The following is a 24,821-nucleotide window of genomic DNA, read 5'->3' on the forward strand; positions in this document are numbered from 1 at the left end:
GCACCGGGCCACTCTATTCAAAAAAAAACACTCAGGCAAAGGCTTTATCAGCCGGATTGGCTTGAATGCTGGGGTTTTCATCAAGATCTGCGGAAATAGTCACATATCTCGCCCCTTCGTGATCGTAATTGACGGGAAGAGGAGAGCAAATGATGGCGCCTTGTAACCAAAACACCACCCGGTGTAACAATATCCCCATGCCCCTATTGACGGTCAACCGGATTTTCCCTAGTTATAGGAAGGTGTCGTCAGTCCATAAAAAGGCCGGAGGCCTGTCACGATAGCACTCCATGCCTATGCCCCACGGAGGGAGTATGTTAACTGAACTGGAACAAACCAAACGCGCATTGGCAGGAAAGCACAGAGCTATCGATGACTGGCTGGACGCCAGACAGGCACTGCTGGTCGAGTACATGCGCCTCGCCGGCTTGAAACCCACCCGCAACAGCAAGCAGCGCTCGCTCCCGGGCCATGTGGAACTGCAAAGTTTCTGCGAACAGCTGGTCGACTACGTCAGTGCCGGCCACTTCGAGATCTACCACCATGTGGTGACCGCTTTCGAACAGGCCAGCGGCGACAAGCTGGAGCTGGCCAAGCGCATCTACCCCCATATCCGCGCCTGCACCGAGTTCGCGCTGGAGTTCAACGACAAGTACAGCAACGCGGACGAGGCCCAGATGCTGCTGCTGGATGAAGACTTGAACCAGCTTGGCCCCGTGCTGGAAGATCGTTTCAAGCAGGAAGATCGGCTGATCAAGGCACTGCAGGTAGTAGAGTCACTCAGCGCCCAGCAGGTTTGATATCCAATTTCGGAGCCAGTTCAAGATCCTGATGTGCAAGGTGCATTACACTCTATGTCATGACCTATAGCACCCGTACCTATTGCTGACAGGAGATGAGAATGTCCGAGCGTCGCCGTTTTTCACGGATCCTTTACTTGGCCATGGCCGATCTCGTCCAGGGCGATAAAAAATGGCGGACCCAGCTGGTCGATATTTCCCTGCAAGGCGCCCTGCTGATCCGGCCCGATGACTGGGAAAGCAATGACGACAAAGAGTACTCACTCAGCTTCGTGCTGAGCGGCAGTGACATCGAGATCAAGATGCAGGTCATGCTGACCCATGAAGCCAGCAAGAAGCTGGGGTTCTACTGCCACCATATCGATATCGACAGCGCCACCCATCTCAAACGGATGATCGAGCTCAACGTCGGCGATGAAGAGTTGCTGCACCGGGAGCTGGAACAGCTGCTGAGCGAGCATCTCGAACACCCCCACCCCTGAGCCACTGCCCCCATCACCCAATAAAAAGGTGCGCCCGTTGCGCTCCTTTTTTATTGCCCGCTCGCGAACCCTGTTCTGCTTACAGCGCCTCCAGGGCATCTGCCAGCTTCTTGACCGGCACCACTTCCATGCCCTCGATGGGATGCTTGGGGGCATTGGCGTACGGCACTATGGCCCGGCGGAAGCCATGCTTGGCCGCCTCCTGTAGCCGCTCCTGGCCGGAGGGTACGGGCCGGATCTCGCCGGACAACCCCACCTCGCCGAACACCACCAGATCCTTGGGCAGGGAGTGATCGCGAAAACTGGAGACCATGGCCAGCAACAAGGCCAGATCCGCACTGGTCTCTTCTACCTTGACCCCGCCGACCACGTTGATGAAGACATCCTGATCCGCCATCTGCAACCCGCCGTGGCGATGCAGCACTGCCAGCAGCATGGCGAGCCGGTTGTGATCCATCCCCACCGCTACCCGGCGTGGATTGGAGAGCTGGGAGTAGTCCACCAGCGCCTGCAACTCCACCAGCAGCGGACGCGTGCCCTCCCAGATCACCATCACGATGGAGCCGGGCGCCTGTTCCTCACCGCGACTGAGGAAGATGGCGGAAGGGTTGCTCACTTCCCGCATCCCCTGCCCGGTCATGGCGAAGACCCCCAGCTCGTTGACCGCCCCGAAGCGGTTCTTGTGGGAGCGCAGGGTGCGAAAGCGGGAGTCGTGGCTGCCGTCGAGCAGCACGGAACAGTCGATGCAGTGCTCCAGCACCTTGGGACCGGCCAGGGTGCCATCCTTGGTCACGTGGCCCACCATGAAAATGGCGACGTGATTCTGCTTGGCATAGCGGGTCAGCAGGGCGGCCGCTTCCCGCACTTGGGAGACGGACCCCGGCGCAGACTGCACATCCGCCACATGCATCACCTGGATGGAGTCGATGACCATGATCTGTGGCTGCTCCTGCTGGGCAATCAGGCAGATCTGCTCGACCGAGGTCTCCGACAGCATGCGCAGCTTGTCGGTGGGCAGGCCGAGGCGCGAGGCCCGCATCGCCACCTGCTGCAACGACTCCTCACCGGTGACGTACAGAGTCTTCATCCGTTCGGCCAGGCCACACATGGTCTGCAGCAACAAGGTCGACTTGCCCGCCCCCGGGTTGCCACCGATCAGGATGGCCGACCCCGGCACCACGCCGCCGCCAAGCACCCGATCCAGCTCCTTGAAGCCGGAAGAGAAACGGGGGATTTCGGTGGTGGCGATCTCCGCCAGCGTCTGGACCTGGCTGCCGACGGCGCCGGCATAGCCGCTATAGCGGGCACTCTTGCCCGGGGTCACCGAGCCGAGGCGCACCTCGCTGATGGTGTTCCACTCCTTGCACTCACTGCACTGGCCCTGCCAGCGTGTGAAGTCGGCGCCACATTCGGTACAAACATAGGCAGTTTTGTTTTTGGCCATGGATAACTCGGGGACAGGATGAATTCCTGCTTGATATACTTGTTTGCGACCGACAGATCAAACCCAGAATCGGAAAAGTGACTTTCCGTGGCAGGAACACATGGAATCAGAACAACAACAGCACCTGATTGAACAACTTATTCCTCTGCTCAGAGAAAAGGATTTCGATGACATCTTCAATCGCCTGACCCAGGACGAGAACAGCAACAGCCGTTTTCTGATCAAGATGGAGCTCAAACGCAAATGCACCCCCTGCCGCCGGGTCATCGACATGCGCGACGAGCTGGGCGATGAGTGCCTGGTGCACGAGTTCGAAGGGATCACCCATTTCATGCCGGCCGAGGCCATCGGCCTGTTCCAGTCCCAGTGCTACCTCTACAAGGATGACTACACCCTGGGGGTCTACGAAGCGCTGCAATACTGGCAAAAATACCAGCATGGCAAGAACGACGGCCAACTCCAGCCCCCCGTCAGCCCGTTTCGCCAGTACGATGTCAATCCCATCTCCTTTGCCAGCTACTATGGCCGGCGCCAGGAGCGGATGCACTTCAGCTCCCCCGTGGTGATCAAGTTCGCCGATGGCGACAAGCTGTTCGCCAAGAGTTCCGATCTCTCTCTAGGCGGGATCCGGGTTTCGGTGCCCTATCTGCCCAACTACCAGACCGGCGCTCAGGTCGAGGTGTTCTTCACTGGGCTGGAGCGGGATCACCCAAACCCGGTCCTGCACCATTCGGTCAGCTACCAGATCCTCGGGGAAGAGAGCAAGGAGGGGAAATACTGGCTCAGGCTGATCAAGACCGGCGAACACCCAGCCTTCGACCAGTTTCTGAACGATTTCATCGAGAGCAACAAGAGCCGCTACCGGGTCAGCGTCGACTACCTGCTCTCCGCCGCCATCATCAAGGGGTATGAGCAGTTCTACCTGCCGCGCATGACCGGCATGCCGCTGTTCTTCGGCTCGGGCGACAGTCCCAGCCTCGAGATCGCCCTGCGTACCGAGAACAACCAACACATCCTGGAGTATTGGCGCGACGCCAAGAACCGCGACATGCTCGCCAGCCTGTTCTCGGCCACCCGCATGCAAGCCCTGTTGCCAGCGAAGGGAGAATTGAAAGAGACCCTGATCTACTGCTTTACCCACTCGGTGCGCAGCCACCTCTACTTCTTCTCCGCCACCCGGGAAGAGCTGCTGCAAAGCGGCCTGATGTCGCTCTTCTTCCAGGTCGGGGCCCGTCGCCCCAGCTGGCGAGTCTACAAGTTCAGTCTGGAACGCTGCGATCTGCACGAGGCCGATCTGGCCAGTCAGCAGGGCAAGGAGAGTCCCCAGCTGCAGGACATGCTGCTGCAGGAGCGGCTCAAGCAGATAAGCTACGTCGGCCTGCTGCAGCAAGTCGGCCTCGACAGCCAGCGGGAAGAGTTCCAGTTCGACGCCTCCAGCCAGCACAACGCCAACGAGCTGCAGCGCTTCGGTCACGACAGCAGTGCCGCCCCCTTCGAGATCGAGACGCTGCACTATGTCCAGCTGCGCAAGGAGGCTCGCTACATCCACAAGACCGCCGTCGCCATCAAGCACAATGGCCGGGCCTGGCTCGGCTGGACCCGCGACATCTCGGCCCACGGCATGCAAATCGAGCTGGAAGAGCCGTTCGAGGGAGCGAAGGACGACATAGTCACCATCGCCCTGCCGCGCCTGCAGGAACTCTCCAAGAGCATGGATCTGCAACGCCTCCCCTACCGGCTGGTCAGCATCAACCTGACCCGCACCGTGCTGCATCTGTGCATCGAGGGGGATCCCGAGCGCCACACCGGCCGCCAGTTCTTCAAGCTGCTGATCGAGAGCAACCAGAACAAGCTCAAAGCGGCCCAGGAGCAGCGCCGTTATCGCGGCATGGCACGGGCACTGCGCAACATCTATACCCACCACGTCTTCTGCACCCCGGTCTACATCAACAAGCTCAAGGGTGCGCCCAAGCCGGCCTCGGTCGGTCATGCGCCGCAGCCGCGCAGCCTGTCGCGCCTGCTCAAGGCCTGTGCCGAGCAGGGCGATCAGGACAACCTCTACCCGCTGTTCCAGGGGGAGTTGCTCAAGCAGCTCATCATGAACCCGCTGCGGGCCATCGAGCGCGAGGATCAACCCCAGGAGGAGGAGGTCTATATCGCCAGTCTGCAGACGGCGACCGGCCTGCCCATCTTCACCAGCCGGCTCGCCAGCAGCTTCCAGAACGTGGCGGAGAAACGCAGCTTCATCGAGCAGGCGCTGCGCCAGGGGGAGTTCTACTCGGTGCTGGTCGGCATCTCCCGTACCGGTCGCCCCGATACCAACTTCATCGCCAACGAGCTGGACTACATCGCCAAGTTCGCCATTCACAAGGCCAAGAAGCTGGAAGAGGAGCTGTGGAGCGTGGTGGGGGTTGGCGAGCTGACCGATACCAGCCAGGCAACTCTGTTCCGGCTCGGCATCACGGCGCCCATCAAGTAAAGAAGAGGGCGCCGACTCGAGGCAGCGCTACACCAAGCAACAAACAATGGCGGACCTTGGGTCCGCCATTGTTTTTCGCATTCTTGCGGCTACCAACCCCCGGGGTTCCCCCATCAAGCCGCCTGCGGGTTGAGCAGCCATTCGAGGATCTGCGGGAAGTGATCCTCCTGCGCCTGGGGTGCAGTCAGCATGTTGATGTGGTCGTAATCGAGCCGGTTGCCGTTGTCCCGGCCAAGCCGGGTATGGCGCGCAGCCGAGCCCATCTCGGCGCTGAAGCGGCGCACGTCGGTCGGGTGACCCAGCACCTTGTCCGCCTTGGCCGAGATCATCCAGAGCGGCGGCCAGTTGACCCGGGCGGCCGCCTCGTCATAGGCGAACCCGTCGCTGGGATCCTGCCAGGGGCCACACTTGACCCAGGGGATGGTCTCCTGCAGGTAGCGCAACGGCTCGTCATCCGCCCCTATCTTCAATCTGCGGGCAGCCAGAAAGCCACTGCGGCTGGCCAGCCAGGGGGCCAGCCGGTTCCAGATCAGATCCACCTTCAGCCAGCGCTCCGGATTTTGTACCGACACGCCGCGCTTGGTGCCAAAGAACACCAGGCTGGCCACCTGCTCCGCCAGCTCGGGAAAGCGCACCAGGGTCGACGCCATGATGACGCCGCCCCAGGAGTGGGCCATCCAGTGCAACTTGAAGCCGGCATGACGGGCGGCAATCCAGCGGTGCAGGGCCGGCAGGTCCTCGGTAATGAGCTCGTGCTGGCCATGTTCCGCCTGCTCGGCAATGGCCGGCGTGCTAAGCCCCCGCCCGCGCAGATCGGCCACATAGACCTGATAGCCGTGGCGGGCCAGAAAACAGGCCAGCCCCTTGCCCGACTCGGTATAGAAGATGCGCCCGTTCTCGATGGCGCCGTGCACCATCAGGATCGGCTCGCCATGTACCGCGACCCGCGGCTGAATGTGGCGAACGTGCAGCCTATGTTCGCCGCAGGGAATAAACAGGGATTGCTGTTGCAGTTCCATTTTGAGACTACGTCCTCCGTGACGTGGGGTTGAGTCCAGCCCGATGGGCTCAGCGCCGATCCCAGCGCTGCTGGCGGCAGGTCAGGGCGCCAAGCAGGCAGATCACCCCTTCCAGATCGTGGTGGTTGAGGGTGGCCGCCGCCTGGGCCCGCACCAGCGGTTTGGCGTGGATGGCGATGCCGAGCCCGGCCACCCCCATCATCTTGAGATCGTTGGCACCATCGCCGACAGCCACGGTCTGGCCAGTGGCGATGCCGTACTCCGCGGCCAGCTGCTGCAGCACCTCGGCCTTGACGGTGGCATCGACGATGCGCCCGCTCACCTTGCCGGTCAGCTGCGGCCCCACCACCGCCAGCTCGTTGGCGAAGATGGCGTCCAGCCCCAGCTCCCGCTGCAACTGGCCGGCAAAACGGGTGAAACCACCGGAGGCGATCGCCACCTTCCAGCCAGCCTGCTTGAGAGTGTCGACCATCAGTTGCAGGCCCGGCATCCACGGCATGTTGGCCGCCACCTCGTCGAGAATGGTGACCGGTGCCCCCTCCAGCAGGGCGACCCTGGCCCGCAGGCTGTCGGAAAACTCCAGCTTGCCCTGCATGGCGGCCGCAGTGACCGCCGCCACCTGCTCGCCGACCCCGGCCAAACGGGCAATCTCGTCGATGCACTCGATGCGGATGGCGGTAGAGTCCATGTCCATCACCAGCAGGCCGGGTTCAGCCAGACTGGGCAGGGCCGGCAGATGACACAGATCGATATCCCACTCCTCCCCCTTGAGCGTCTGTACCAGAGCGGGTGAGAAGCGATCCGTGCCCAGCAGCAGCAGGGGCACCCCGGCCGGCATGGCGGGCGGATAGAGTCGTGCCTGCAGTCCGTGCCGCGCCAGCAACCCGGCCAGCCTGCCGAGATGGTGGCCGCCAAGGGCCCGACCGAACAGCACCAGCCAGCCGTCATCCAGCACACTGGCGGCGGGCAGCAGCGCCTGCGGCGTCGGCTCCCACCAGGGGGCGCCGGACAGGCACTCGGGCCACTCTGAAATCTCTGCAGGCAATTGGGACAACAACATAGGGATAACGCCTTCCTTGGTGATCATGGGGTTAACAAAACTGGCCCAGAGTAGCGTATTGCTTTTTGTACAGGCAAGCGCCAAGATCCCGCCACTCCTTGTCAGCAAAAGGCTCAACGCTTGCGTCATCTCCCCATCAAACGTGTGCTCAGTCTGGGTGCCGGTGTCCTGCTCGGACTCTGGGTACTCGCCGTGCTCATTCATATGCAGGGCGAGAGCCAGGCCTCGTTGCACAGCGAGGCGCGCAACCGGGCCCAGGCACTGGTGGCCTATGCCGCCCGGGACATGAAACGCTGGATCAAGGAGGAGAAAAACAGCGAGCTGGAGCGGCTGGCCCGGGATCTGGCCGCCGAACCCGAGATCCTCGATGTCACCCTCTACGATGCCCGCGGCATTCCCCTCGCCCAGTCGGACAATGCAGTGCCGCTGGACAGCCTGCTGCCCATCGGCGACAACAACAAGTCGGTCCCCGAGCAGGGCAAGGGGCGCATCCAGTTCGTGCAGGAGATCCTGGATGGGGAGCAGACGCTGGGCTATCTGCGCATTACCCTGGAGGAGCAGCAGATGCTGGCGGACAAGGACACCCGGCTCAAGGTGGTGCAGGAGAAACAGCGGCTGATGCTGCTGGTCGCCCTGCTGGCCGGGCTGCTCATCTCCTACGGGGTACGCCGCAACTACATGCGGGTGCGCAAGCACAAGAAGAAAAGCAAACCGGTCGAACCGCAATAAGACGGTGCGACCTCATCGCCTTGTATACAACCCAGGCAATGCCACCAGCAGGAGCGCTGTATGATTGCCCCCCCTCTTCCTCTGGATGAGGAGAGCCGACTGGAACGGCTCCGCATCCTGGGCTTGCTTGACCGCGAGCCTATCGACCAGCTGGATCGCCTGACCCGGCTCATCACCCGCCATTTCTCGCTGCCCATCGCCATGGTCTCGCTGACCGACGTGAACCGGCAGTGGTTTCTCGCCCGTACCGGGGTCACCCTGTGCGAGATCAGCCGGGAGCACTCCTTCTGTGGTCACGCCATCCTGCGTCCCGACATCATGCAGGTGCAGGATGCCAGGCTCGACCCGCGCTTTGCCGACAACCCGCTGGTGACGGGCGAGCCCCACGTGGTCTTCTATGCCGGCCGGCCACTGCGGGCGCTGGACGGCGTGGTGCTCGGCACCCTCTGTCTGGTGGATCATGCAGCGCGCCACCTCGACGAGGAGGCCTGTCGCGACCTCGACGACTTCGGCCGCCTGGTGGAGAACACCCTGCACGATCTGGAAAGACGCCATCAGGTACGCAGCCTCAACCAGGTGCTGGAGGACAAGGAGCACCTGTTCACCCTCACCTTCAACCAGTCGTCGGTGGGCATGGCCCTCTCGTCGGTCGAGGGACGCTGGCTGCGGGCCAACCCGGGGCTGGAGCGACTGCTCGGTTACAGCGAACAGGAGATGCTGACACGCACCTGGCACGCCATGACCCACCCCGAGGATCTGCCGCGCGAGCTGGCCCTGTTCACCGCCCTGCTCGCGGGGCAACGGCAGGACTACCGGCTGGAGAAGCGGATGATCCGCGCCGATGGCAGCCTGTGCTGGGTCCAGCTCAGCGTGACCCTGTGCCAGAGCCGCACCATGGCCCCCCACATGATCGCCGTCTTTGCCGACCTCACCGAGCGCAAGCAGGTCGAGGCCGAGCTGCTGCAACTGCAGCAGGGGCTCGAGCAGCAGGTGCGTGAGCGCACCCGCGAGCTGTCGAGCACGGTGGAGCAACTGCATCGCGAGATGCAGGAGCGTGGTGCCGTGCAACAACGCCTGTGGCAGGAGCAACGCCGGCTGCAACACATGCTGGAGCACACCAGCAACGCCTTCCTCGAGCTCGACGAGGCGCTGGTCATTACCGGCTGGAACCCGGCCTCCACCACCCTGCTCGGCTGGCACCCCGAGGAGATGCTGGGACGCACCCTGCCCACCCTGCTCGGCAGCGCTCATCCTCTGCTGGCGCAACTGATCCATCCCGAGCGCGCGCAGCGCCGTCTGGAGTGCGACATCGGCCCCCGCAGCGGCCGCCAGGTCCCGGTCGAGGTGAGCGCCGAGCGCTACCAGTTCGACGGCAAGGTGCGCCTCGCCCTGTTCCTGCACGACATCAGCGCCCGCCGCCAGGTGCTGGCGGAAATCGAGCGCGGGCGGGCCCGGTTGCGGGCCATCACCGACGGCCTGCCGGTCACCATCAGCATGGTCTCGCCCGAGGGGCGCTATCTGTTTGCCAACCAGGCCTACTGCCGCTACTTCGGGCTGGATCCCGAGCGAATGCGGGAGATGAGCGTGCGGGAGGTGATCGGCGAGGCGGCCTACGGCCGGGCCATCGCTCATCTGGAGCGGGCCCTCGCCGGCGAGCAGGTGAGCTTCGAGAACCGTTTCGAGCTGCCCATAGGCCCACGGGATCTCAGGATCACCATGATCCCGAGCCGGGGCGACGAGCCAGGGGTCTACATCCTCGGCAGCGACATCACCGAGTTCAAGGCGCTGCAGAACCAGCTGGAGCACGAGGCGGCCCACGACCCCCTCACCGGCCTGCCCAACCGGCGCGCCTTCACCCTGCGCCTCTCCCGGGAGCTGGAGCGGGTGCGTCAGAATGCCGAGACCCTGGGGCTGCTGTTTCTCGATCTCGACGGCTTCAAGCGGATCAACGATCAGCTCGGCCACCATGTCGGCGACGCCCTGTTGCAGCGCTTCGCCAGCGTGCTCAGTGCCGAGGTGCGCCCCGGTGACATGGTGGCACGCCTGGCCGGCGACGAGTTCACCATCATACTGCCGGCCCTGCGCCAGCCGGAGCTGGAGCTGCCCGCCCTGTGCGAACGGCTGCTGGCCGCCATGGCGGTGCCGACCGACGTGGCCGGCCACCAGCTGCCCCTCGCCGGCAGCATCGGCGGAGCCATCTGCCATTCGGGCCAGTATTGTCACATCGACGACCTGCTGCACCGGGCCGACAGCGCCATGTACCGGGCCAAACAGGCCGGCAAGGGGCGCTTCGCCCTCGACCTCTGATCTTCCCTCCTTGAAATGCAAAACGGCGGCCCGAGGGCCGCCGTTTTCATTATTCATGCGCGAGGGGGATTAGTTGTCGCCCAGCAGGACGGAATCCAGTGCGATTTCGATCATGTCGTTGAAGGTCAGCTGACGCTCTTCAGAGGTGGTCTGCTCACCGGTACGGATATGGTCGGAGACGGTGCAGATGGTCAGCGCCTTGGCACCGTACTCTGCGGCCACGCCGTAGATACCGGCGGCTTCCATCTCGACACCCAGGATGCCGTATTTTTCCATGACGTCGAACATGGAGGGGTCCGGGGTGTAGAACAGGTCGGCGGAGAAGATGTTACCGACGCGCACGGCAACGCCCTTGTTCTTGGCGGCCTGTACAGCGTTGGCAACCAGGTCGAAGTCGGCGATGGCAGCGAAGTCGTGATCCTTGAAGCGCAGACGGTTTACTTTGGAGTCGGTACAAGCACCCATACCGATCACCACGTCACGCAGTTTAACGTCTTCACGCACGGCGCCACAGGAGCCCACGCGGATCAGGGTCTTCACACCGTAATCGGTGATCAGCTCTTTGGCGTAGATGGAGCAGGACGGAATACCCATGCCGTGACCCATGACGGAGATACGACGGCCCTTGTAGGTACCGGTAAAGCCGAACATGTTGCGCACGTCGCAGATCTGCTCGACGTTCTCCAGGAAAGTTTCAGCGATGTACTTGGCGCGCAGGGGGTCGCCCGGCATCAGCACGGTATCAGCAAAGGCGCCATCTTTCGCATTGATATGAGGAGTTGCCATTCTCTTGATTCCTTCACACTAGGTTGAGTTTTATTGTTTTATAAATTGCCCGCCGCCGAAGTGGCGGGCGGGTAAATTACAGGAAGCTGGTACCGTACGCCAGTTTCGGCAGGCTGTGGTAAGCCGCGATGCTCTGGCCGATATCGGCAAAGGTCTCGCGACGACCGACGGAGCCGGCCTTGACCGGCTTGCCGAAGAACAGCACCGGAATGTATTCGCGGGTGTGGTCGGTCCCACCCCAGGTCGGGTCACAGCCGTGGTCCGCAGTCAGCACCACCACGTCGCCATCTTGCAGCAGATCAAACAGCTCCGGCAGGCGGGAATCGAAATACTCCAGTGCACCGGCATAACCGGCAACGTCACGGCGGTGGCCGTAGGAGGAGTCGAAGTCGACGAAGTTGGTGAAGACGATGGTGTTGTCACCGGCCGCTTTCACCTCTTCCAGCGTGCGATCCCACAGCTCGGTCAGACCGGTCCCTTTCACCTGCTTGGTGATGCCCTGCTGGGCATAGATGTCGGCAATCTTGCCGATGGAGACCACCTGACCGCCCGCATCTTTCATGTAATCCAGCACGGTCGGCGCCGGCGGCAGCACTGAGTAGTCGTGACGGTTGCCGGTGCGCTTGAAGTTGCCCTTGCCAGTACCTACGAACGGACGCGCAATCACGCGGCCGATGTTGTAGGGCTCCAGCAGCTCGCGCACGATGTGGCACAGCTCATAGAGCTTCTCGAGGCCATAGGTCTCTTCGTGGCAGGCAATCTGGAATACGGAGTCGGCAGAGGTGTAGAGGATCGGCTTGCCGGTGCGCATATGCTCTTCGCCCAGATCGTCCAGCACTTGGGTACCGGAGGCGTGGCAGTTGCCCAGATAGCCAGGCAGACCAGCCTTCTCGACGATGGCGTCCAGCAGCTCCTGCGGGAAGCTGTTGTGGTGATCCTTGAAGTAGCCCCACTCGAACAGCACGGGCACGCCGGCAATTTCCCAGTGACCGGACGGGGTGTCCTTGCCGGAGGAGAGCTCCTGCGCAAAGCCGTAGGCACCGACCACCTCGATATCTTTCTTCAGCCCTTCCGGGAAGTAGCCGGAGGCCTGCTCGCAGGCGTGGCCCAGACCCAGCTTGTTGAGGTTGGGTAGATTAAGGGCACCACGGCCTTCAATTTCACCTGCCGCACACGCCTTGGCGATATGGCCAAGGGTGTTGGCGCCCACATCTCCGAACTTGTCGGCGTCGGCAGCTGCGCCAATACCGAAAGAGTCCATCATCAGAATAAAGGTACGTTTCATGGGTCTTCCCCTTGTTACAAATCGGCCAGACCGATGCGACGGTAAACCTCGGGCAACGCCTCCGGTTGGGTATCACCGATCTTGACGGCAGCCTGCACCATGCTGGCGGCCTGAGCAAATTGCTCTTCAGTTTGAGCGTGGATCAGGGCGAGCGGCTTGTCTGCCTCAACACTTTGACCCAGGCGGATAAAGTCGGTCAGACCGACCGCATAATCAAGTTTGTCACCGGCAGCGCGGCGACCACCGCCCATCGCCACCACGGCCAGCCCCAGCTCGCGGGTATCCATGGCGGTCACGAAACCGCTGTTGGCCGCGAAAACCGGGCGTACGATGGCTGCCTTGGGCAGGTAAGCGTCATAACGCTCCATAAAATCGGCCGGGCCACCGAGACCTGTCACCATGCGACCGAAGATCTCGGCCGCCTTGCCGTTATCCAGCACCGCCTGCAGCTTGGTGCGGGCATCGCGTTCGTCGCTGGCCAAGCCTGCAGAGATAAGCATCTCGGCGCACAGCGCCATGGTCACTTCGTGGATCCGCGGGTTGCGATATTCACCGGTCAGGTAGCGCACCGCTTCACGCACTTCCACCGCGTTACCGGCGCTGGAGGCCAGCACCTGGTTCATATCGGTCAAGAGCGCTGAAGTACGACAACCGGCACCGTTGGCCACGGCCACAATGCTCTTGGCCAGCTCTTCGGAGGCTTCGAAGGTCGGCATAAAGGCGCCGGAGCCCACTTTCACATCCATCACCAGCGCTTCGAGCCCGGAGGCGAGCTTCTTGGAGAGGATGGAGCCGGTGATCATGGCGATAGATTCGACAGTGGCAGTGATGTCCCGTACCGCATAGATACGCTTGTCGGCCGGGGCGAGATCGCCGGTCTGACCGATGATGGCGACACCGGCCTCTTTCACCACTTTCAGGAAACGGTCGTTGTCGACCGAGGTCTGGTAGCCGGGGATGGCATCCAGCTTGTCCAGGGTGCCGCCGGTGTGGCCCAGGCCACGGCCGGAGATCATCGGCACGAAACCGCCACAGGCGGCGACCATAGGGCCAAGCATCAGGGAGACGACGTCACCCACGCCGCCGGTGGAGTGTTTGTCGACGATGGGGCCGCCCAGATTGAGGTGATCCCAGGTCAGCACCATGCCGGAATCGCGCATGGCACAGGTCAGGGCAACCCGCTCATCCATGGTCATGTCTTTGAAGTAGACCGCCATCGCCAGTGCCGCAATCTGGCCCTCGCCGATGGTGTTGTTGGTAATGCCCTGAACGAAAAATTGAATCTCTTGGGTACTGAGCGCTTCACCGTTGCGCTTCTTGCGAATGATTTCTTGAGGCAAAAACATCTTTCATTCCCTCCGCCATTGCTGGCGTTACACAAGTCTGAATCCTTGCCCGCACCCCACACGGGTGGGGCGCCACAGGGCGGACAGCGGTCCGCCCTCTCATCAACCTATTAGTAACCGCTGGTGTTGGCCGGCTTGTCGCCATGCCCCAGCGTGGCCAGCAGGCTGGCCAGCAGGCTGGATGCACCAAAGCGGAAGGTGCGGGCGGATACCCAATCCTTGCCCAGGATCTCTTCGGCCATGGCCAGGTACTGGCCCGCCACGGCGGCGTCTTTCACGCCACCGGCCGGCTTGAAGCCGACTTTCGGGTTCTTGGCCTTGATCACTTCCATCATGATGCGTGCCGCTTCCGGGGTCGCATTGACCGGCACCTTGCCGGTAGAGGTCTTGATGAAGTCGGCACCGGCGTCGATGGAGATTTCGGAGGCGCGACGGATCAGCGCTTCCTCTTTCAGCTCGCCGGTCTCGATGATCACTTTCAGCAGTACGTTGGCGCCACAGGCTTCCTTACAAGCTTTGACCAGATCGAAGCCGACCTGTTCATTGCCGGCCATGAAGGCACGGTACGGGAACACCACGTCCACTTCGTCGGCACCGTAGGCCACGGCGGCGCGGGTTTCGGCCACGGCGATCTCGATGTCGTCGTTGCCGTGCGGGAAGTTGGTCACGGTCGCAATGCGCACGTCGGCAGCGCCGATCTCACGCAGAGTCTTGCGAGCGATGGGGATGAAACGGGGGTAGATGCAGACGGCGGCGGTCAGGCCGGCCGGTGACTTGGCCTTGCGGCACAGGTCGATCACCTTCTGATCGGTGTCGTCGTCGTTCAGGGTGGTCAGGTCCATCAGATTCAGGGCGCGCTGGGCGGCCAGTTTCAGATCAGTCATTCTGTTCTCCAAAGTCTCGATGTAGTCCGAATTCCAGGGCATGGTGCTGCCTGTCGCAACGCAACCGGCAAGACGCGACTCCCGGAAAAACGGGAATGGAATTGCAGCGCAACTGCACGGGCAATAGGCTGCAAATAAGGCAAGAGCCCTGTCACTTTCTTACAAAAGTGCGGACTTGGTTCCATGAAGACTTGAGAAAGGCAGACAAGGTCTGACCCGACTTCCCAATCAATTCCATTTGACCGCCAACACCCGATTTCATCGGGCATTAGTCAATGCCAGCACCCTGCTGGCAATGCCTATTTCAGCCGAGATACCCCTTGTTTGCAAGCCGGATTTGCCATTTTCAGAGGTACCTCACATCTGGCAAATCCGGTACTGGAAAGTGCGTTAAGAGAAGAAACGGGTGAGTATCCAGGAGTATGCCAGGCCCCCCAGGTAGACTCCAACGATCCCCATCACCCCGGACAGTACGGGCGGGGCCGGGATCGGCAATTTGAGGAAAGAAAACAACAAGCCAACGATAAAGCCGGCTGCCATCGCCAGTAGCACTTCATTCATATAACCTCCGATTTGACTCATTTTATTATTAGTTTAGAAAGGAAAACGGTTGTCACCGCTCCATACACGAACGCCACGGCAGATGCCGTGGCGTTCGTGGTTATAGCTGTCAGTCAGACTGACATTACATGCTGGACAGCGCCAGGAAGAAGCCTGCGATGGTCGCAGACATCAGGTTGGACAGAGAGCCGGCCAGTACGGCTTTCAGACCAAATTTCGCAATGGTGCCGCGACGGTTCGGTGCCATGGAGCCCAGACCACCCAGCAGGATGGCAACGGAGGACAGGTTGGCGAAACCGCACAGGGCGAAGGAGATAATGGCCTTGGTGTGGTCGGACATGGCCACGCCATTGATCAGCACTTCATCCTTCAGGTACGGGGCGAAGTTCAGGTAGGCCACGAACTCGTTGACCACCAGCTTCTGGCCGATGAAGGAACCGGCAACGACGGCTTCACTCCAGGGCACACCGATCAGGAAGGCCAGCGGGGAGAAGATCCAGCCCAGCAGCAGTTCCAGGGAGAGTTGCGGATAACCGAACCAGCCACCCACACCGGAGAAGATGCCGTTGATCATGGCGATCAGACCGATGAAGGCCAGCAGCATGGCGCCGACGTTCAGGGCCAGTTGCAGACCGGCAGAGGCACCGGCGGCGGCGGCATCGATCACGTTGGCAGGCTTGTCTTCCAGATCGCCATCGGCATTGCTCTCGTCGTAGCTCGGGGTCTCGGTTTCCGGCACCAGCAGCTTGGCGAACAGCAGACCACCCGGGGCAGCCATGAAGGAGGCGGCGATCAGGTATTCCATCTTGACGCCCATGGAGGCGTAACCGGCCAGTACGGAGCCGGCAACAGATGCCAGGCCACCACACATGACGGCGAACAGCTCGGAGTCGGTCATCTTGGAGATGAAGGGACGCACAACCAGCGGCGCTTCAGTCTGACCCACGAAGATGTTGGCAGTAGCGGAGAGGGATTCGGTACGGGAAGTGCCCAGTACTTTCTGCAGGCCACCACCCAGCAGTTTGATGACCCACTGCATGATGCCCAGGTAATAGAGAACGGCGATCAGGGAGGAGAAGAAGATGATGACCGGCAGTACGCGGAAGGCGAAGATGAAGCCGCCACCACCGAACACTTCGAACATCTTGTTGCTGACCAGACCACCGAACAGGAATTCGATGCCGTTCTGACCATAACCGATGACGCTGGAAACAGCATCGGATACACCCACCAGGATGTCACGACCAACCGGGACGTACAGCACGAAGGCACCCAGGCCAGCTTGGATTGCAAAGGCACCGGCAACGGTGCGCACTCTTATTGCTTTGCGATTGCTGGAGAACAGCACCGCGATAAGGACGAGCGTTGCCATCCCTACCAGACCCATTATTAGATTCATTATTTACACTTCCTCTTTAGTAGCACCTTCCAGCTTGTTAACAACTTGTATCTCAAAGCCATCAATCAAGGGTGCGCATTATACTAATTACGGTGCGACAAAGTAGAACGCTGGTCACATTTTATAAGCATGAAATGCGCTAGAGGTCGTCAAATTAGACCGCAAACGATTTTTACTCCCCCCATTTTTTATCATGTCGCTAGCAACAGTTAATCAGGTGTTAATTTTCGACTTACCCAACTGGAAGGTACGCAGAGTGGATTCATGTAACACCGAGGCAACATGTGCCAGCGGTTGCTGCCGCAAATCGGCCAACAGTTGCGCAATGATTGGCAAATTGGCAGGGGTGTTGGGCGCCCCTTGCTGACCCTGCAGCGGCATGTCGGGGGCGTCCGTTTCCAGCAGCAGAGCCTCCAGCGGCATGTCGCGCACCGCCTCCCGGGTCTTGTTGGCCCGCTCAAAGCTGATGACCCCGCCGATGCCAAGCCGAAATCCCAATTGCCAGAACGCTTCTGCCTGCTGCAGGGAGCCGCTGAAGGCGTGGATGACTCCCCCGCAGGCCGGGCGCAGACGTCTGAGGATCTTGGCCACCGTGTCGTTGGCACGCACCGAATGGACAATAAGGGGCAGCTCATGCTCCTTGGCCAGTTCGATCTGGGCCTCGAACATCTCGAGCTGTCCCTCCTGCGGCACGTGGGAGCGCAGGTCCAGCCCGCATTCGCCCACCGCCACCAACCCGCGGGGGCGCTCCGCCAGCCGTTGCTGCAACCGGGTCAGCACCGCCGGCGTCTGACCGCCCACATACCAGGGGTGCACGCCAAGGGCATAGGAGATGCCGTCATGTTCTGCCGCCAGCGCCATCACCCGGGCCCAGTTTTCCTCTCCCACCGCGGGAATGATATACTCGCCCACCCCCAGCTGACGGCACTCGGCCAGCAGCGCCGCCCGATCGGAATCGAAGACCGGAAAATCGAGATGGCAATGGGTGTCGATCAATTGCATGTCACTCACCTGTTTGTCGTAATTAATGGGTCCATATCATGATGAAACGCACAAGCCACGGCTTTACCCTGATAGAACTGGTGCTGGTCATCATAGTGCTGGGGATCCTGGCCGTGACCGCCCTGCCCCGCTTCATCAATCTCAAGGATGACGCACTCAAGAGCACGGTCGCGGCAACGGCGGCCAGCTTTGCCAGCGCGGTCCAGCTGGCTCATGCCGGCTGGGCGGTCAAGGCGCAGGATCAGGCGCTCTACAATCTTGGCAGCATGGGGCAACGCAATCTCGACATCAACCGCTATGGCTGGCCCGCCGGCACGGACGAAGATCAGGGGCGCAAGGGGATCGACGAACCCTATGTCGCAGGTCAGGGCGACTACATCTCGGTAAGCAACCAGTCAGACTGCCGTCTGCTGTTTCAGGGGCTGCTGGACAGCAGCTACACCGTCGCCTCGGTCGATCAGGATCCCGATCAGCAACTCAACGCCGACTACCTGTCCAGCGAACTGACCGCCAACCAGATAGATGAAGAGGGAGAGCCGCACAGCAACTGCCGCTACACCCTGCGCGACTCCATCGGCCGCTTCCCCGCCTATCCCGACGGTCTCTCCTTCGACTACAACAGCGTCACTGGTGCCGTGACCCGCAATTTCCAGTGAGCGGATCCGACTCGGCTTGCGGCTCTGCCTGCGGCGCCTCATCCTGTTCCCGGCGCACCGGCACGCAGCAGCGCCGGTTCTCCGGCGTGAGCCCCCACTCCTCGCACCAGCCATCGTAGCGAGCCAGCCAGCGTAGCAAGATACCTTTCATCCGCGCGTTCTCCTCTTCATCAAGTCGACGGTTGCTCCGTCATATCCCCGCTCGCCGCCAGGAGCAAGCCGGGCCCGCCGCATCATGGCGCCCCGGGTGACAGCAGCAACCCCATGCGGATCTCGTCCACGTAGCCATCGTCCAGCCGATAGGCCTGTCGCCGCAACCCCTCGTCCCGGAAGCCGCACTTGCGATAGAGGGCGTGCGCCACCTCGTTGTGGGCCATCACCCCCAGCTCCAGCCGCTGGATCCCTAGCTCGCCGGCGGCCGCGATCAGGGTGCGCAGTAACCGCTCACCCCATCCCAACCCGCGTGCACTCGACCGCAACCCCATCACCACCAGGGCGCAGTGGCGGTTGCGCGCCAGGCCACCGCCGATGAGCACAGCAAAGCCCTGCACCTCCCCGGCCAGCACCAGCAGCCACATGGCCTGATTGGGAGCCGCCGCCATAGCCTCGAGCCGCTGGCGCTGCCCCTCGATGTCCGAGGGGCGCTCCCCCGCCTCATACAGCATGAAGCGGGTTTCCCTGTCCAGTTGCCCAAAGAAGTGATCCAGCGCCGCCGCATCCTCCACACTCGCCAAACGAATCATCACCCTCGCACTCCCTGCCTGGTAGCGACGCCGATCCACGGCCATAAAAAAACGACTCCATTTGGAGTCGTTTTTATCAGAGCCATCTGGCTAATTCAATTCACGCCTGGGTGGGCAGGCTTAGACGAGCAACCGCTTCGACGTCCATGGCGCGAGTGGGAACCAGCGACGATCAGGCCTTGGCAGGCAGGCTCAGGCGGGCGACAGCCTCTACGTGCATCGAGTGTGGGAACATGTCCACCGGCTGCACCTCGTCCAGCACGAAGCCCTGCTTGACCAGCCAGGCGAGATCGCGGGCCAGGGTCTGCGGGTTGCAGGAGACATAGACCAGCCGGCGCGGCGCCATGGCCACCAGGGTCTGCAATACCGCCTTGTCGCAGCCCTTGCGCGGCGGATCCATCACCACCACGTCGGCGCTCACCCCTTCGGCGTGCAGGGCGGGCATCAGCTGCTCCGCCTTGCCGACGTGGAACTCGGTCTGCTCGATTCCGTTGAGGGCCGCATTGCGGCGGGCGTCGCTGATGGCGCTCTCCACCGACTCAATCCCCACCACCTTGGCGGCCTTGCCGGCCAAGAACAGGGAGATGGTGCCGATACCGCAATAGATGTCGAACACCGTCTCGTTGCCGGTCAGCTCGCAATACTCCAGTGCCTTGGAGTAGAGCACATCGGTCTGGCTCGGATTGTTCTGGAAGAAGGAGAGCGGCGAGATCTCGAATTCGAGCTCGTGGATCTTGTCGCGGATCACCCCGCTGCCCAGCAGCACCCGGTTGTGGTCCCCCAGAATGCGGTTGGTGCGCGCCTCGTTGATGTTCTGTACCAGAGTCGTGACCGGCAGATCCTGCAGGGCCGCCAGCAACTCGGCTTCGAACGGCAGCTCTTCGCCCAGGGTCACCAGCACCACCATCAGCTCGCCACTCTTGAAGCCCTTGCGGGTCATCAGGTTGCGCACGCAGCCGGTATGGGCCACTTCGTCATAGGCTTTGATGTCGTGCGCGCGCATCCAGTTGCGCACCCGGGCGTTGAGCTCGACGTGCAGAGAATCTTGCACCGCGCAGTCATCGGCGGTGATGAGATCGTGGGAGTGCTTGCGGTAGAAACCGATCTCGGCGCCGGCCTCGCAGCCACGCACCGCGTACTGCGCCTTGTTGCGATAGGCGAACGGCGTCTCCATGCCGAGGATGGGATTGACCACGGCCTCACCCAGCCCGACCTGCTCAAGGGCACTCTGCACCAGGCTCTGCTTGAGCTTGAGCTGGGCCGGATAGGCCAGCGGGCGCACCTGGCAACCGCCGCATTCTGTGTTGGGGCAAAAATCGGCGACCCGGTCAGCGGAGGGCTGGAGCAGCTCGGCCACCTTGCCGTGCAGGTAGTTGGGCTTGACCTCGGTCAGTTCGACCAACGCCTGCTCACCCGGCAGCAGACCTTCGACAAACAGGGGGCGGTCGAACAGGCGTCCTTTGCCATCTCCTTTGTCGGTCAGTTCCAGGATCTCGATCTGGTGTTGATGTCCCACTAGCGGCATGAGCGGCTCCAAAAGTACATATATAAGAGGGTGATGAGCCGGCCCGGCCGACCCATCAAGAAAAGGTGGCAGAGTTTAGCGGAGATCCGTCCAAATTGCAGGCATAAAACAGCAACAAGACAGAGGACATTGCCGCTGCCCGCTTTGTCTGCCGAAAAATGCTATCGCCGGCGGCGATCTCGGGGATGCGCTCTATCGGAGGTGATGGCGTCAGAGGCGAGCCGCCCCACCACAGGCTCGGGCATCAGAGTTGGCCCCCGGCAAACGGACATAAAAAAACCGCCGGCATGGCCGGCGGCAATCTTGTTGAACAACAGATGGCGGATTACAGGCTGTAGGCCTTCTCGCCGTGAGTGGTGACGTCCAGCCCTTCCCGCTCAGCATCCTCTTTCACCCGCAAGCCGATCAGCATATCCACCAGCTTGTAGGCCACCACCGAGATGATGCCGGACCAGAGGATGGTCACCCCCACCCCAATGGCCTGGATCTTGACCTGATCCAGGATGGAGTAGCCCTCCGCCACCTGGTTGGTGACATAGTCCCACACCCCGGTGCCGCCCAGATCCGGGCTGGCGAACACCCCGGTCAGCAGGGCGCCGAGAATGCCGCACACCCCGTGCACACCGAACACGTCCAGACTGTCATCGGCACCCAGCAGCCGCTTGAGACCGTGAACTCCCCACAGCCCGGCGACACCGCTGATGAGGCCCATTACCAGGCCACCACCGACACCGACGAAACCGGCCGCCGGGGTAATCACCACCAACCCGGAGACGGCGCCGGAAGCCGCCCCCAGCAGCGAAGGACGGCCTTTCATCACCCACTCGGCCAAGGTCCAGGAGAGGGCCGCCGCCGCCGGGGCCACCCAGGTGTTGATGAAGGCCAGTGCCGCTGTGCCGTTGGCTTCCAGCGCGGAGCCGGCGTTGAAACCGAACCAGCCGAACCAGAGCAGGGAGGCCCCGATCATGGTCATGGTGAGGCTGTGCGGGGTCATGGGGTCACGACCATAGCCCAAGCGCTTGCCCACCAGATAGGCGCCGACCAGACCGGCCACCGCCGCATTGATGTGCACCACTGTGCCGCCGGCAAAATCCAGCGCGCCGTGCTGGAACAGATAACCGGCAGTCGCCGTGGCCGCTGCCGCGGCATCGGCCGTGGTATAGGCATCCGGACCCGCCCAGTACCACACCATGTGGGCCAGCGGGATATAGGCGAAGGTGAACCAGATCACCGAGAACAGCAGCACGGCGGCAAACTTGATGCGCTCGGCAAAGGCCCCCACGATCAGGCCGCAGGTGATGGCGGCAAAGGCCCCCTGGAACACCACATAGATGAACTCGCTGATCCCTACCCCCTTGCTGAAGGTGGCGGCGATGGAGTCGGGGGTCACCCCCTTGAGCAGCGCCTTGCTGAAGGAGCCATAAACGCTGTTGCCTTCGGTAAAGGCCAGCGAATAACCGTAGATCACCCACAGCACGCAGATAAGCGAGAACAGGGTGAATACCTGCATCAGCACGCTCAGCATGTTCTTGGTGCGCACCAGGCCGCCATAAAACAGGGCCAGGCCCGGAATGGACATCAGGATCACCAGGGCTGCCGACAGCAGCATCCAGGTATTGTCCCCCTTGTTGATGGTCACCACCGCAGATGCGGTCACCACCTCTTCGGCCCAGCTGGGGGCGGCCAGCAGGGCAATCAGCGCCAACAGGCCAGTCATCACGAGTCTCTTGAGCATACAGCCATCTCCTTCCCTGTCGTCCCGGCTCCAGACCGGGTCCATTTCCTGATATGAACATCGACACCGATGATTCACGTACATATCCATTCGGTACACACTGGTTGCCGCTCCCGGTCAGATTCCCTCTATGGAGCGGCATCATGGCGACATAACTGCTTGAAAGCACAAAGTGGGCCAACTTAATAAGTTATTTAAAATCATAAGGTTATTCTTATGACAGAGAGAGGGCGCACCAGATTGGCGCATGGGACGCGCTAACATGAGCGAATGCGCACTTCTGCTGTGCAGGCAGAGCAAGCCGCACCGAAATGGAGCAAGGCGGGACATGGGATGACCACAGAGGTGCACCCGGCTTGCCGATATCAGCCGGAGAACAGAAGCGTGACAAGGAAGGGGAAAGGCGGAAAAACAAAAGGCCATCATTGCTGATGGCCTTTTGTCATGAATTTGATGGTGCCCGGGGTCGGACTCGAACCGACACGGTTATTCACCGGCGGATTTTGAATCCGCTGCGTCTACCGATTTCGCCACCCGGGCAACTGCGAGGGATTATACGAATGGCGCTTGGGCATGCAAGGTGTTTTTCTTGTGCTCACAGTCGTTTGCTCATTTATTCAACGCCTTGCCGAGGCAAGGTCAGTTACATAGAATGCCCGCATCATATTAATGGAATAAGAACGATGGCCAAGCGTAAACCGGTCCAACCGACCACTCCCCCTCCTCCCACCCAGCGTCACCCCTCCGCCGGTCTGCTGCGCCGGCTAGGCGCCCTGATCTATGACTATCTGGTGGTCATCTCATTGCTGATCATCGCCGGCTTTATCGGGATGGGGGTAGCCCATCTGCTGCTGGCAACCGGCATGGCAAGCGTCCCCGAGGGCAAAGACGCCTCCTGGCTGCTGACCAGCCCCGTCTACAGTGCCTGGCTCGCTCTCGTCATCTGCGGTTTCTACACCTGGTTCTGGACCCGCGCCGGCCAGACCATCGGCATGCGGGCCTGGCGTCTGCGCATCCAGAATGCCGACGGCAGCAACATCCGCATCACCCAGGCGCTGATCCGGCTGGCAACGGCGGCCTTTGGTCTCGGCAACCTGCTCTGCCTGTTCAACCGCAAGTCACCCCGCGCATTTCAGGACATCTGGTCCGAGTGCGAAGTGATCGTGCTGGGCAAACAGGAAAATCTAGAACAGCTCAATCGCTGATCCCAAAAGGCGGTAACGAAAAAGGGCACCCCAGGGTGCCCTTTTTACTGGCCGACGCGCTTGCTGCTTGCGGCTCAAAATATAGAAGGATATGCCACCGAACAGCAGTGCAGCAGGAGCGATGGCCGCCTTTGTCAGCAGCGCCACCGCCCTTCAGGTCGCTACTGCTTGCGGCTCAGGATATAGAAAGAGATGCCGCCGAACAGCAGTGCAGCAGGAGCGATGGCCGCCTTTTGTCTACAGCGCCACCGCCCTTCAGGCCGCTACTGCTTGCGGCTCAGGATATAGAAGGAGATGCCGCCAAACAGCAGGCTGGGCGCGATGGCCGCCAGGATCGGTGGCACCGCGTACACCAGGCTGATGGGGCCGAACACCCGATCGCTGACGTAGACGGCGAAGCCCGTCATGATCCCCATCAACATCCGAGCCCCCATGCTGACCGAGCGCAGCGGGCCGAAGATGAAGGAGGAGGCCAGCAGGATCATCGCCACCACCGAGAGCGGTGACAGCAGCTTGCGCCACATCTCCAGCTTGTAGCGCCCGGCATCCTGTTTGTTGGCATCCAGATAGCCGATGTAATCCAGCAGTCCCGCCACCGGCAGGTTTTCGGGATCGACGCTCACCACCCCGAGCTGTTTGGGGGTGAGCTCGGAGCTCCACTCCATCTGGGGCTGGGTCTCGCTCAGGATCTGTTTGGGATCGTCAAAACGGGTCACCTGCACCTGCTTGAGCAGCCAGTGATGCTGCTCGAACACCCCTTCCTGTGCCTGCAGGATATCGATCAGCTTGCGCTCCGGGGTGAAACGGTAAAGGGTGATGCCGGTCAGCGCGCCATCGTTGCGCACCCCGTTGATATTGACGAAGTTGTTGCCATCGCGCGCCCACACCCCGTAAGCCGACACGGTCAGCCGCCCTTCCGACAGGGCCCCCGCCTTGATGTCATCCGCCATCCGCTTGGCGATGGGCGCCACGTACTCCCCCATCAGCCCCACCAGGATCATCAGCGGGATGGCGGTCTTGAGCGCCGCCATCACGATACTGATCTTGGAGCGGCCCGCCGCCTGCATCACCACCAGCTCCGAGCTGGTCGCCAGCTGGCCCAGACCGATGAGGCCGCCCAGCAGGGCCGCCAGCGGGAAGAAGAGCACCGCCTCTTTCGGCATGGAGAGCAGCACATAGTAGAGGGCGCTGAGCATGTCGTAGTTGCCTTCCCCCACCGACTTCAGCTGCTCCACGTACTTGATGAGCGCGGCCAGCCCGACCAGGGTCAATTCGCACAGCAGGACCGACATGAAAATAACCCGGCCGATATATCTATCGAGAATGCCAAACATCAGCAGAAACTCCCCGGTTGCAGCATCATGCTGATTTTTT

General features: G+C 61.6%; 23 protein-coding genes and 1 tRNA gene. 7 read left to right on the forward strand and 17 right to left on the reverse strand.

Annotation, left to right across the window (positions count from 1 at the left end):
• Window positions 1–31: 31 nt before the first annotated feature.
• Window positions 32–217 carry a hypothetical protein gene (locus I6L33_RS00935; protein WP_128830359.1) on the reverse strand — a complete coding sequence of 62 codons (186 nt, stop codon included), beginning with the start codon at window positions 215–217 and terminating at the stop codon, window positions 32–34.
• A gap of 97 nt (window positions 218–314) precedes the next feature.
• On the opposite strand from I6L33_RS00935, the gene I6L33_RS00940 reads away from it, so the two are divergent.
• Together I6L33_RS00940 and I6L33_RS00945 are read left to right on the forward strand one after the other, a co-directional pair.
• Window positions 315–800 (forward strand): Rsd/AlgQ family anti-sigma factor, encoded by a 486-nt coding sequence (locus tag I6L33_RS00940; protein WP_005305066.1) that lies wholly within the window; start codon window positions 315–317, stop codon window positions 798–800.
• A 101-nt stretch (window positions 801–901) separates the two neighbouring features.
• Entirely contained in the window at window positions 902–1,282 is a 381-nt protein-coding gene (locus tag I6L33_RS00945) for a PilZ domain-containing protein (protein WP_216973409.1), read from the forward strand.
• Between the two features lie 79 nt (window positions 1,283–1,361).
• Here the strand turns inward: I6L33_RS00945 and radA are convergent, their stop codons facing one another.
• Window positions 1,362–2,726, reverse strand: a complete 1,365-nt coding sequence (gene radA, locus I6L33_RS00950) for a DNA repair protein RadA (protein WP_216973410.1) — start codon at window positions 2,724–2,726, stop codon at window positions 1,362–1,364.
• Between the two features lie 100 nt (window positions 2,727–2,826).
• Here radA and I6L33_RS00955 point away from each other — a divergent pair, with 100 nt between their 5' ends.
• Complete coding sequence (locus I6L33_RS00955) at window positions 2,827–5,205, forward strand: PilZ domain-containing protein (protein ID WP_010636145.1); 2,379 nt, start codon at window positions 2,827–2,829, stop codon at window positions 5,203–5,205.
• Between the two features lie 113 nt (window positions 5,206–5,318).
• On the opposite strand, the gene I6L33_RS00960 is transcribed toward I6L33_RS00955, so the two are convergent.
• Both I6L33_RS00960 and serB read right to left on the reverse strand, forming a co-directional pair.
• Window positions 5,319–6,224: an alpha/beta fold hydrolase gene (locus tag I6L33_RS00960; protein WP_124249316.1), complete on the reverse strand. Its 906-nt coding sequence runs from the start codon at window positions 6,222–6,224 to the stop codon at window positions 5,319–5,321.
• A gap of 49 nt (window positions 6,225–6,273) precedes the next feature.
• Window positions 6,274–7,284, reverse strand: coding sequence for a phosphoserine phosphatase SerB (serB, locus tag I6L33_RS00965; RefSeq protein ID WP_216973411.1), 1,011 nt, complete (start codon window positions 7,282–7,284; stop codon window positions 6,274–6,276).
• Between the two features lie 120 nt (window positions 7,285–7,404).
• Between serB and I6L33_RS00970 the strand changes: the two genes are divergently transcribed.
• Both I6L33_RS00970 and I6L33_RS00975 read left to right on the forward strand, forming a co-directional pair.
• Complete coding sequence (locus I6L33_RS00970) at window positions 7,405–8,013, forward strand: AhpA/YtjB family protein (RefSeq protein ID WP_005305087.1); 609 nt, start codon at window positions 7,405–7,407, stop codon at window positions 8,011–8,013.
• A gap of 60 nt (window positions 8,014–8,073) precedes the next feature.
• Complete coding sequence (locus I6L33_RS00975; protein ID WP_216973412.1) at window positions 8,074–10,320, forward strand: PAS domain S-box protein; 2,247 nt, start codon at window positions 8,074–8,076, stop codon at window positions 10,318–10,320.
• A gap of 69 nt (window positions 10,321–10,389) precedes the next feature.
• Here the strand turns inward: I6L33_RS00975 and deoD are convergent, their stop codons facing one another.
• The 7 genes from deoD to I6L33_RS01010 all read right to left on the reverse strand — a co-directional run bounded on the left by deoD (window position 10,390) and on the right by I6L33_RS01010 (window position 17,583).
• Window positions 10,390–11,106 (reverse strand): purine-nucleoside phosphorylase, encoded by a 717-nt coding sequence (gene deoD, locus I6L33_RS00980; protein WP_040096807.1) that lies wholly within the window; start codon window positions 11,104–11,106, stop codon window positions 10,390–10,392.
• Between the two features lie 76 nt (window positions 11,107–11,182).
• A complete protein-coding gene (locus tag I6L33_RS00985) occupies window positions 11,183–12,391 on the reverse strand; it encodes a phosphopentomutase (RefSeq protein WP_216973413.1) in 1,209 nt (402 codons plus the stop codon).
• A gap of 14 nt (window positions 12,392–12,405) precedes the next feature.
• Window positions 12,406–13,737 carry a thymidine phosphorylase gene (gene deoA, locus I6L33_RS00990; RefSeq protein ID WP_216973414.1) on the reverse strand — a complete coding sequence of 444 codons (1,332 nt, stop codon included), beginning with the start codon at window positions 13,735–13,737 and terminating at the stop codon, window positions 12,406–12,408.
• A gap of 110 nt (window positions 13,738–13,847) precedes the next feature.
• Window positions 13,848–14,621 carry a deoxyribose-phosphate aldolase gene (gene deoC, locus I6L33_RS00995; RefSeq protein ID WP_019838916.1) on the reverse strand — a complete coding sequence of 258 codons (774 nt, stop codon included), beginning with the start codon at window positions 14,619–14,621 and terminating at the stop codon, window positions 13,848–13,850.
• Window positions 14,622–15,011: 390 nt separating this feature from the next.
• Window positions 15,012–15,182 (reverse strand): XapX domain-containing protein, encoded by a 171-nt coding sequence (locus I6L33_RS01000; protein ID WP_005305103.1) that lies wholly within the window; start codon window positions 15,180–15,182, stop codon window positions 15,012–15,014.
• Window positions 15,183–15,306: 124 nt separating this feature from the next.
• Window positions 15,307–16,581, reverse strand: a complete 1,275-nt coding sequence (locus tag I6L33_RS01005; RefSeq protein WP_010636138.1) for a NupC/NupG family nucleoside CNT transporter — start codon at window positions 16,579–16,581, stop codon at window positions 15,307–15,309.
• 213 nt (window positions 16,582–16,794) lie between these two features.
• The gene (locus I6L33_RS01010) at window positions 16,795–17,583 is read right to left on the reverse strand and encodes a TatD family hydrolase (RefSeq protein ID WP_216973415.1); all 789 of its coding nucleotides are present in this window, start codon (window positions 17,581–17,583) and stop codon (window positions 16,795–16,797) included.
• A 38-nt stretch (window positions 17,584–17,621) separates the two neighbouring features.
• Here I6L33_RS01010 and tppF point away from each other — a divergent pair, with 38 nt between their 5' ends.
• On the forward strand, window positions 17,622–18,239 hold the full coding sequence (gene tppF / locus I6L33_RS01015) for a type IVa pilus pseudopilin TppF (RefSeq protein WP_005305113.1): 618 nt from the start codon (window positions 17,622–17,624) through the stop codon (window positions 18,237–18,239).
• On the opposite strand, the gene I6L33_RS01020 is transcribed toward tppF, so the two are convergent.
• The 5 genes from I6L33_RS01020 to I6L33_RS01040 form a co-directional block, all read right to left on the reverse strand.
• The gene (locus tag I6L33_RS01020) at window positions 18,208–18,390 is read right to left on the reverse strand and encodes a DUF5363 family protein (protein ID WP_080631966.1); all 183 of its coding nucleotides are present in this window, start codon (window positions 18,388–18,390) and stop codon (window positions 18,208–18,210) included. The two genes, tppF and I6L33_RS01020, sit on opposite strands and share 32 nt — an antisense overlap.
• An 82-nt stretch (window positions 18,391–18,472) precedes the next feature.
• On the reverse strand, window positions 18,473–19,027 hold the full coding sequence (locus tag I6L33_RS01025) for a GNAT family N-acetyltransferase (protein WP_265093365.1): 555 nt from the start codon (window positions 19,025–19,027) through the stop codon (window positions 18,473–18,475).
• Between the two features lie 127 nt (window positions 19,028–19,154).
• The gene (gene rlmD, locus I6L33_RS01030; RefSeq protein WP_017778325.1) at window positions 19,155–20,507 is read right to left on the reverse strand and encodes a 23S rRNA (uracil(1939)-C(5))-methyltransferase RlmD; all 1,353 of its coding nucleotides are present in this window, start codon (window positions 20,505–20,507) and stop codon (window positions 19,155–19,157) included.
• Window positions 20,508–20,832: 325 nt separating this feature from the next.
• Window positions 20,833–22,242, reverse strand: a complete 1,410-nt coding sequence (amt, locus tag I6L33_RS01035) for an ammonium transporter (RefSeq protein ID WP_010636134.1) — start codon at window positions 22,240–22,242, stop codon at window positions 20,833–20,835.
• 454 nt (window positions 22,243–22,696) lie between these two features.
• Window positions 22,697–22,782 (reverse strand) — tRNA-Leu (locus I6L33_RS01040).
• A 143-nt stretch (window positions 22,783–22,925) separates the two neighbouring features.
• Here I6L33_RS01040 and I6L33_RS01045 point away from each other — a divergent pair.
• A complete protein-coding gene (locus I6L33_RS01045) occupies window positions 22,926–23,447 on the forward strand; it encodes an RDD family protein (RefSeq protein ID WP_005305129.1) in 522 nt (173 codons plus the stop codon).
• A gap of 263 nt (window positions 23,448–23,710) precedes the next feature.
• On the opposite strand, the gene lptG is transcribed toward I6L33_RS01045, so the two are convergent.
• Window positions 23,711–24,781, reverse strand: a complete 1,071-nt coding sequence (gene lptG, locus I6L33_RS01050) for an LPS export ABC transporter permease LptG (protein ID WP_024943392.1) — start codon at window positions 24,779–24,781, stop codon at window positions 23,711–23,713.
• Between the last annotated feature and the right edge of the window lie 40 nt (window positions 24,782–24,821).

The organism is Aeromonas sp. FDAARGOS 1403 (assembly GCF_019047325.1).
Taxonomy (GTDB): Bacteria; Pseudomonadota; Gammaproteobacteria; order Enterobacterales; family Aeromonadaceae; genus Aeromonas; species Aeromonas dhakensis.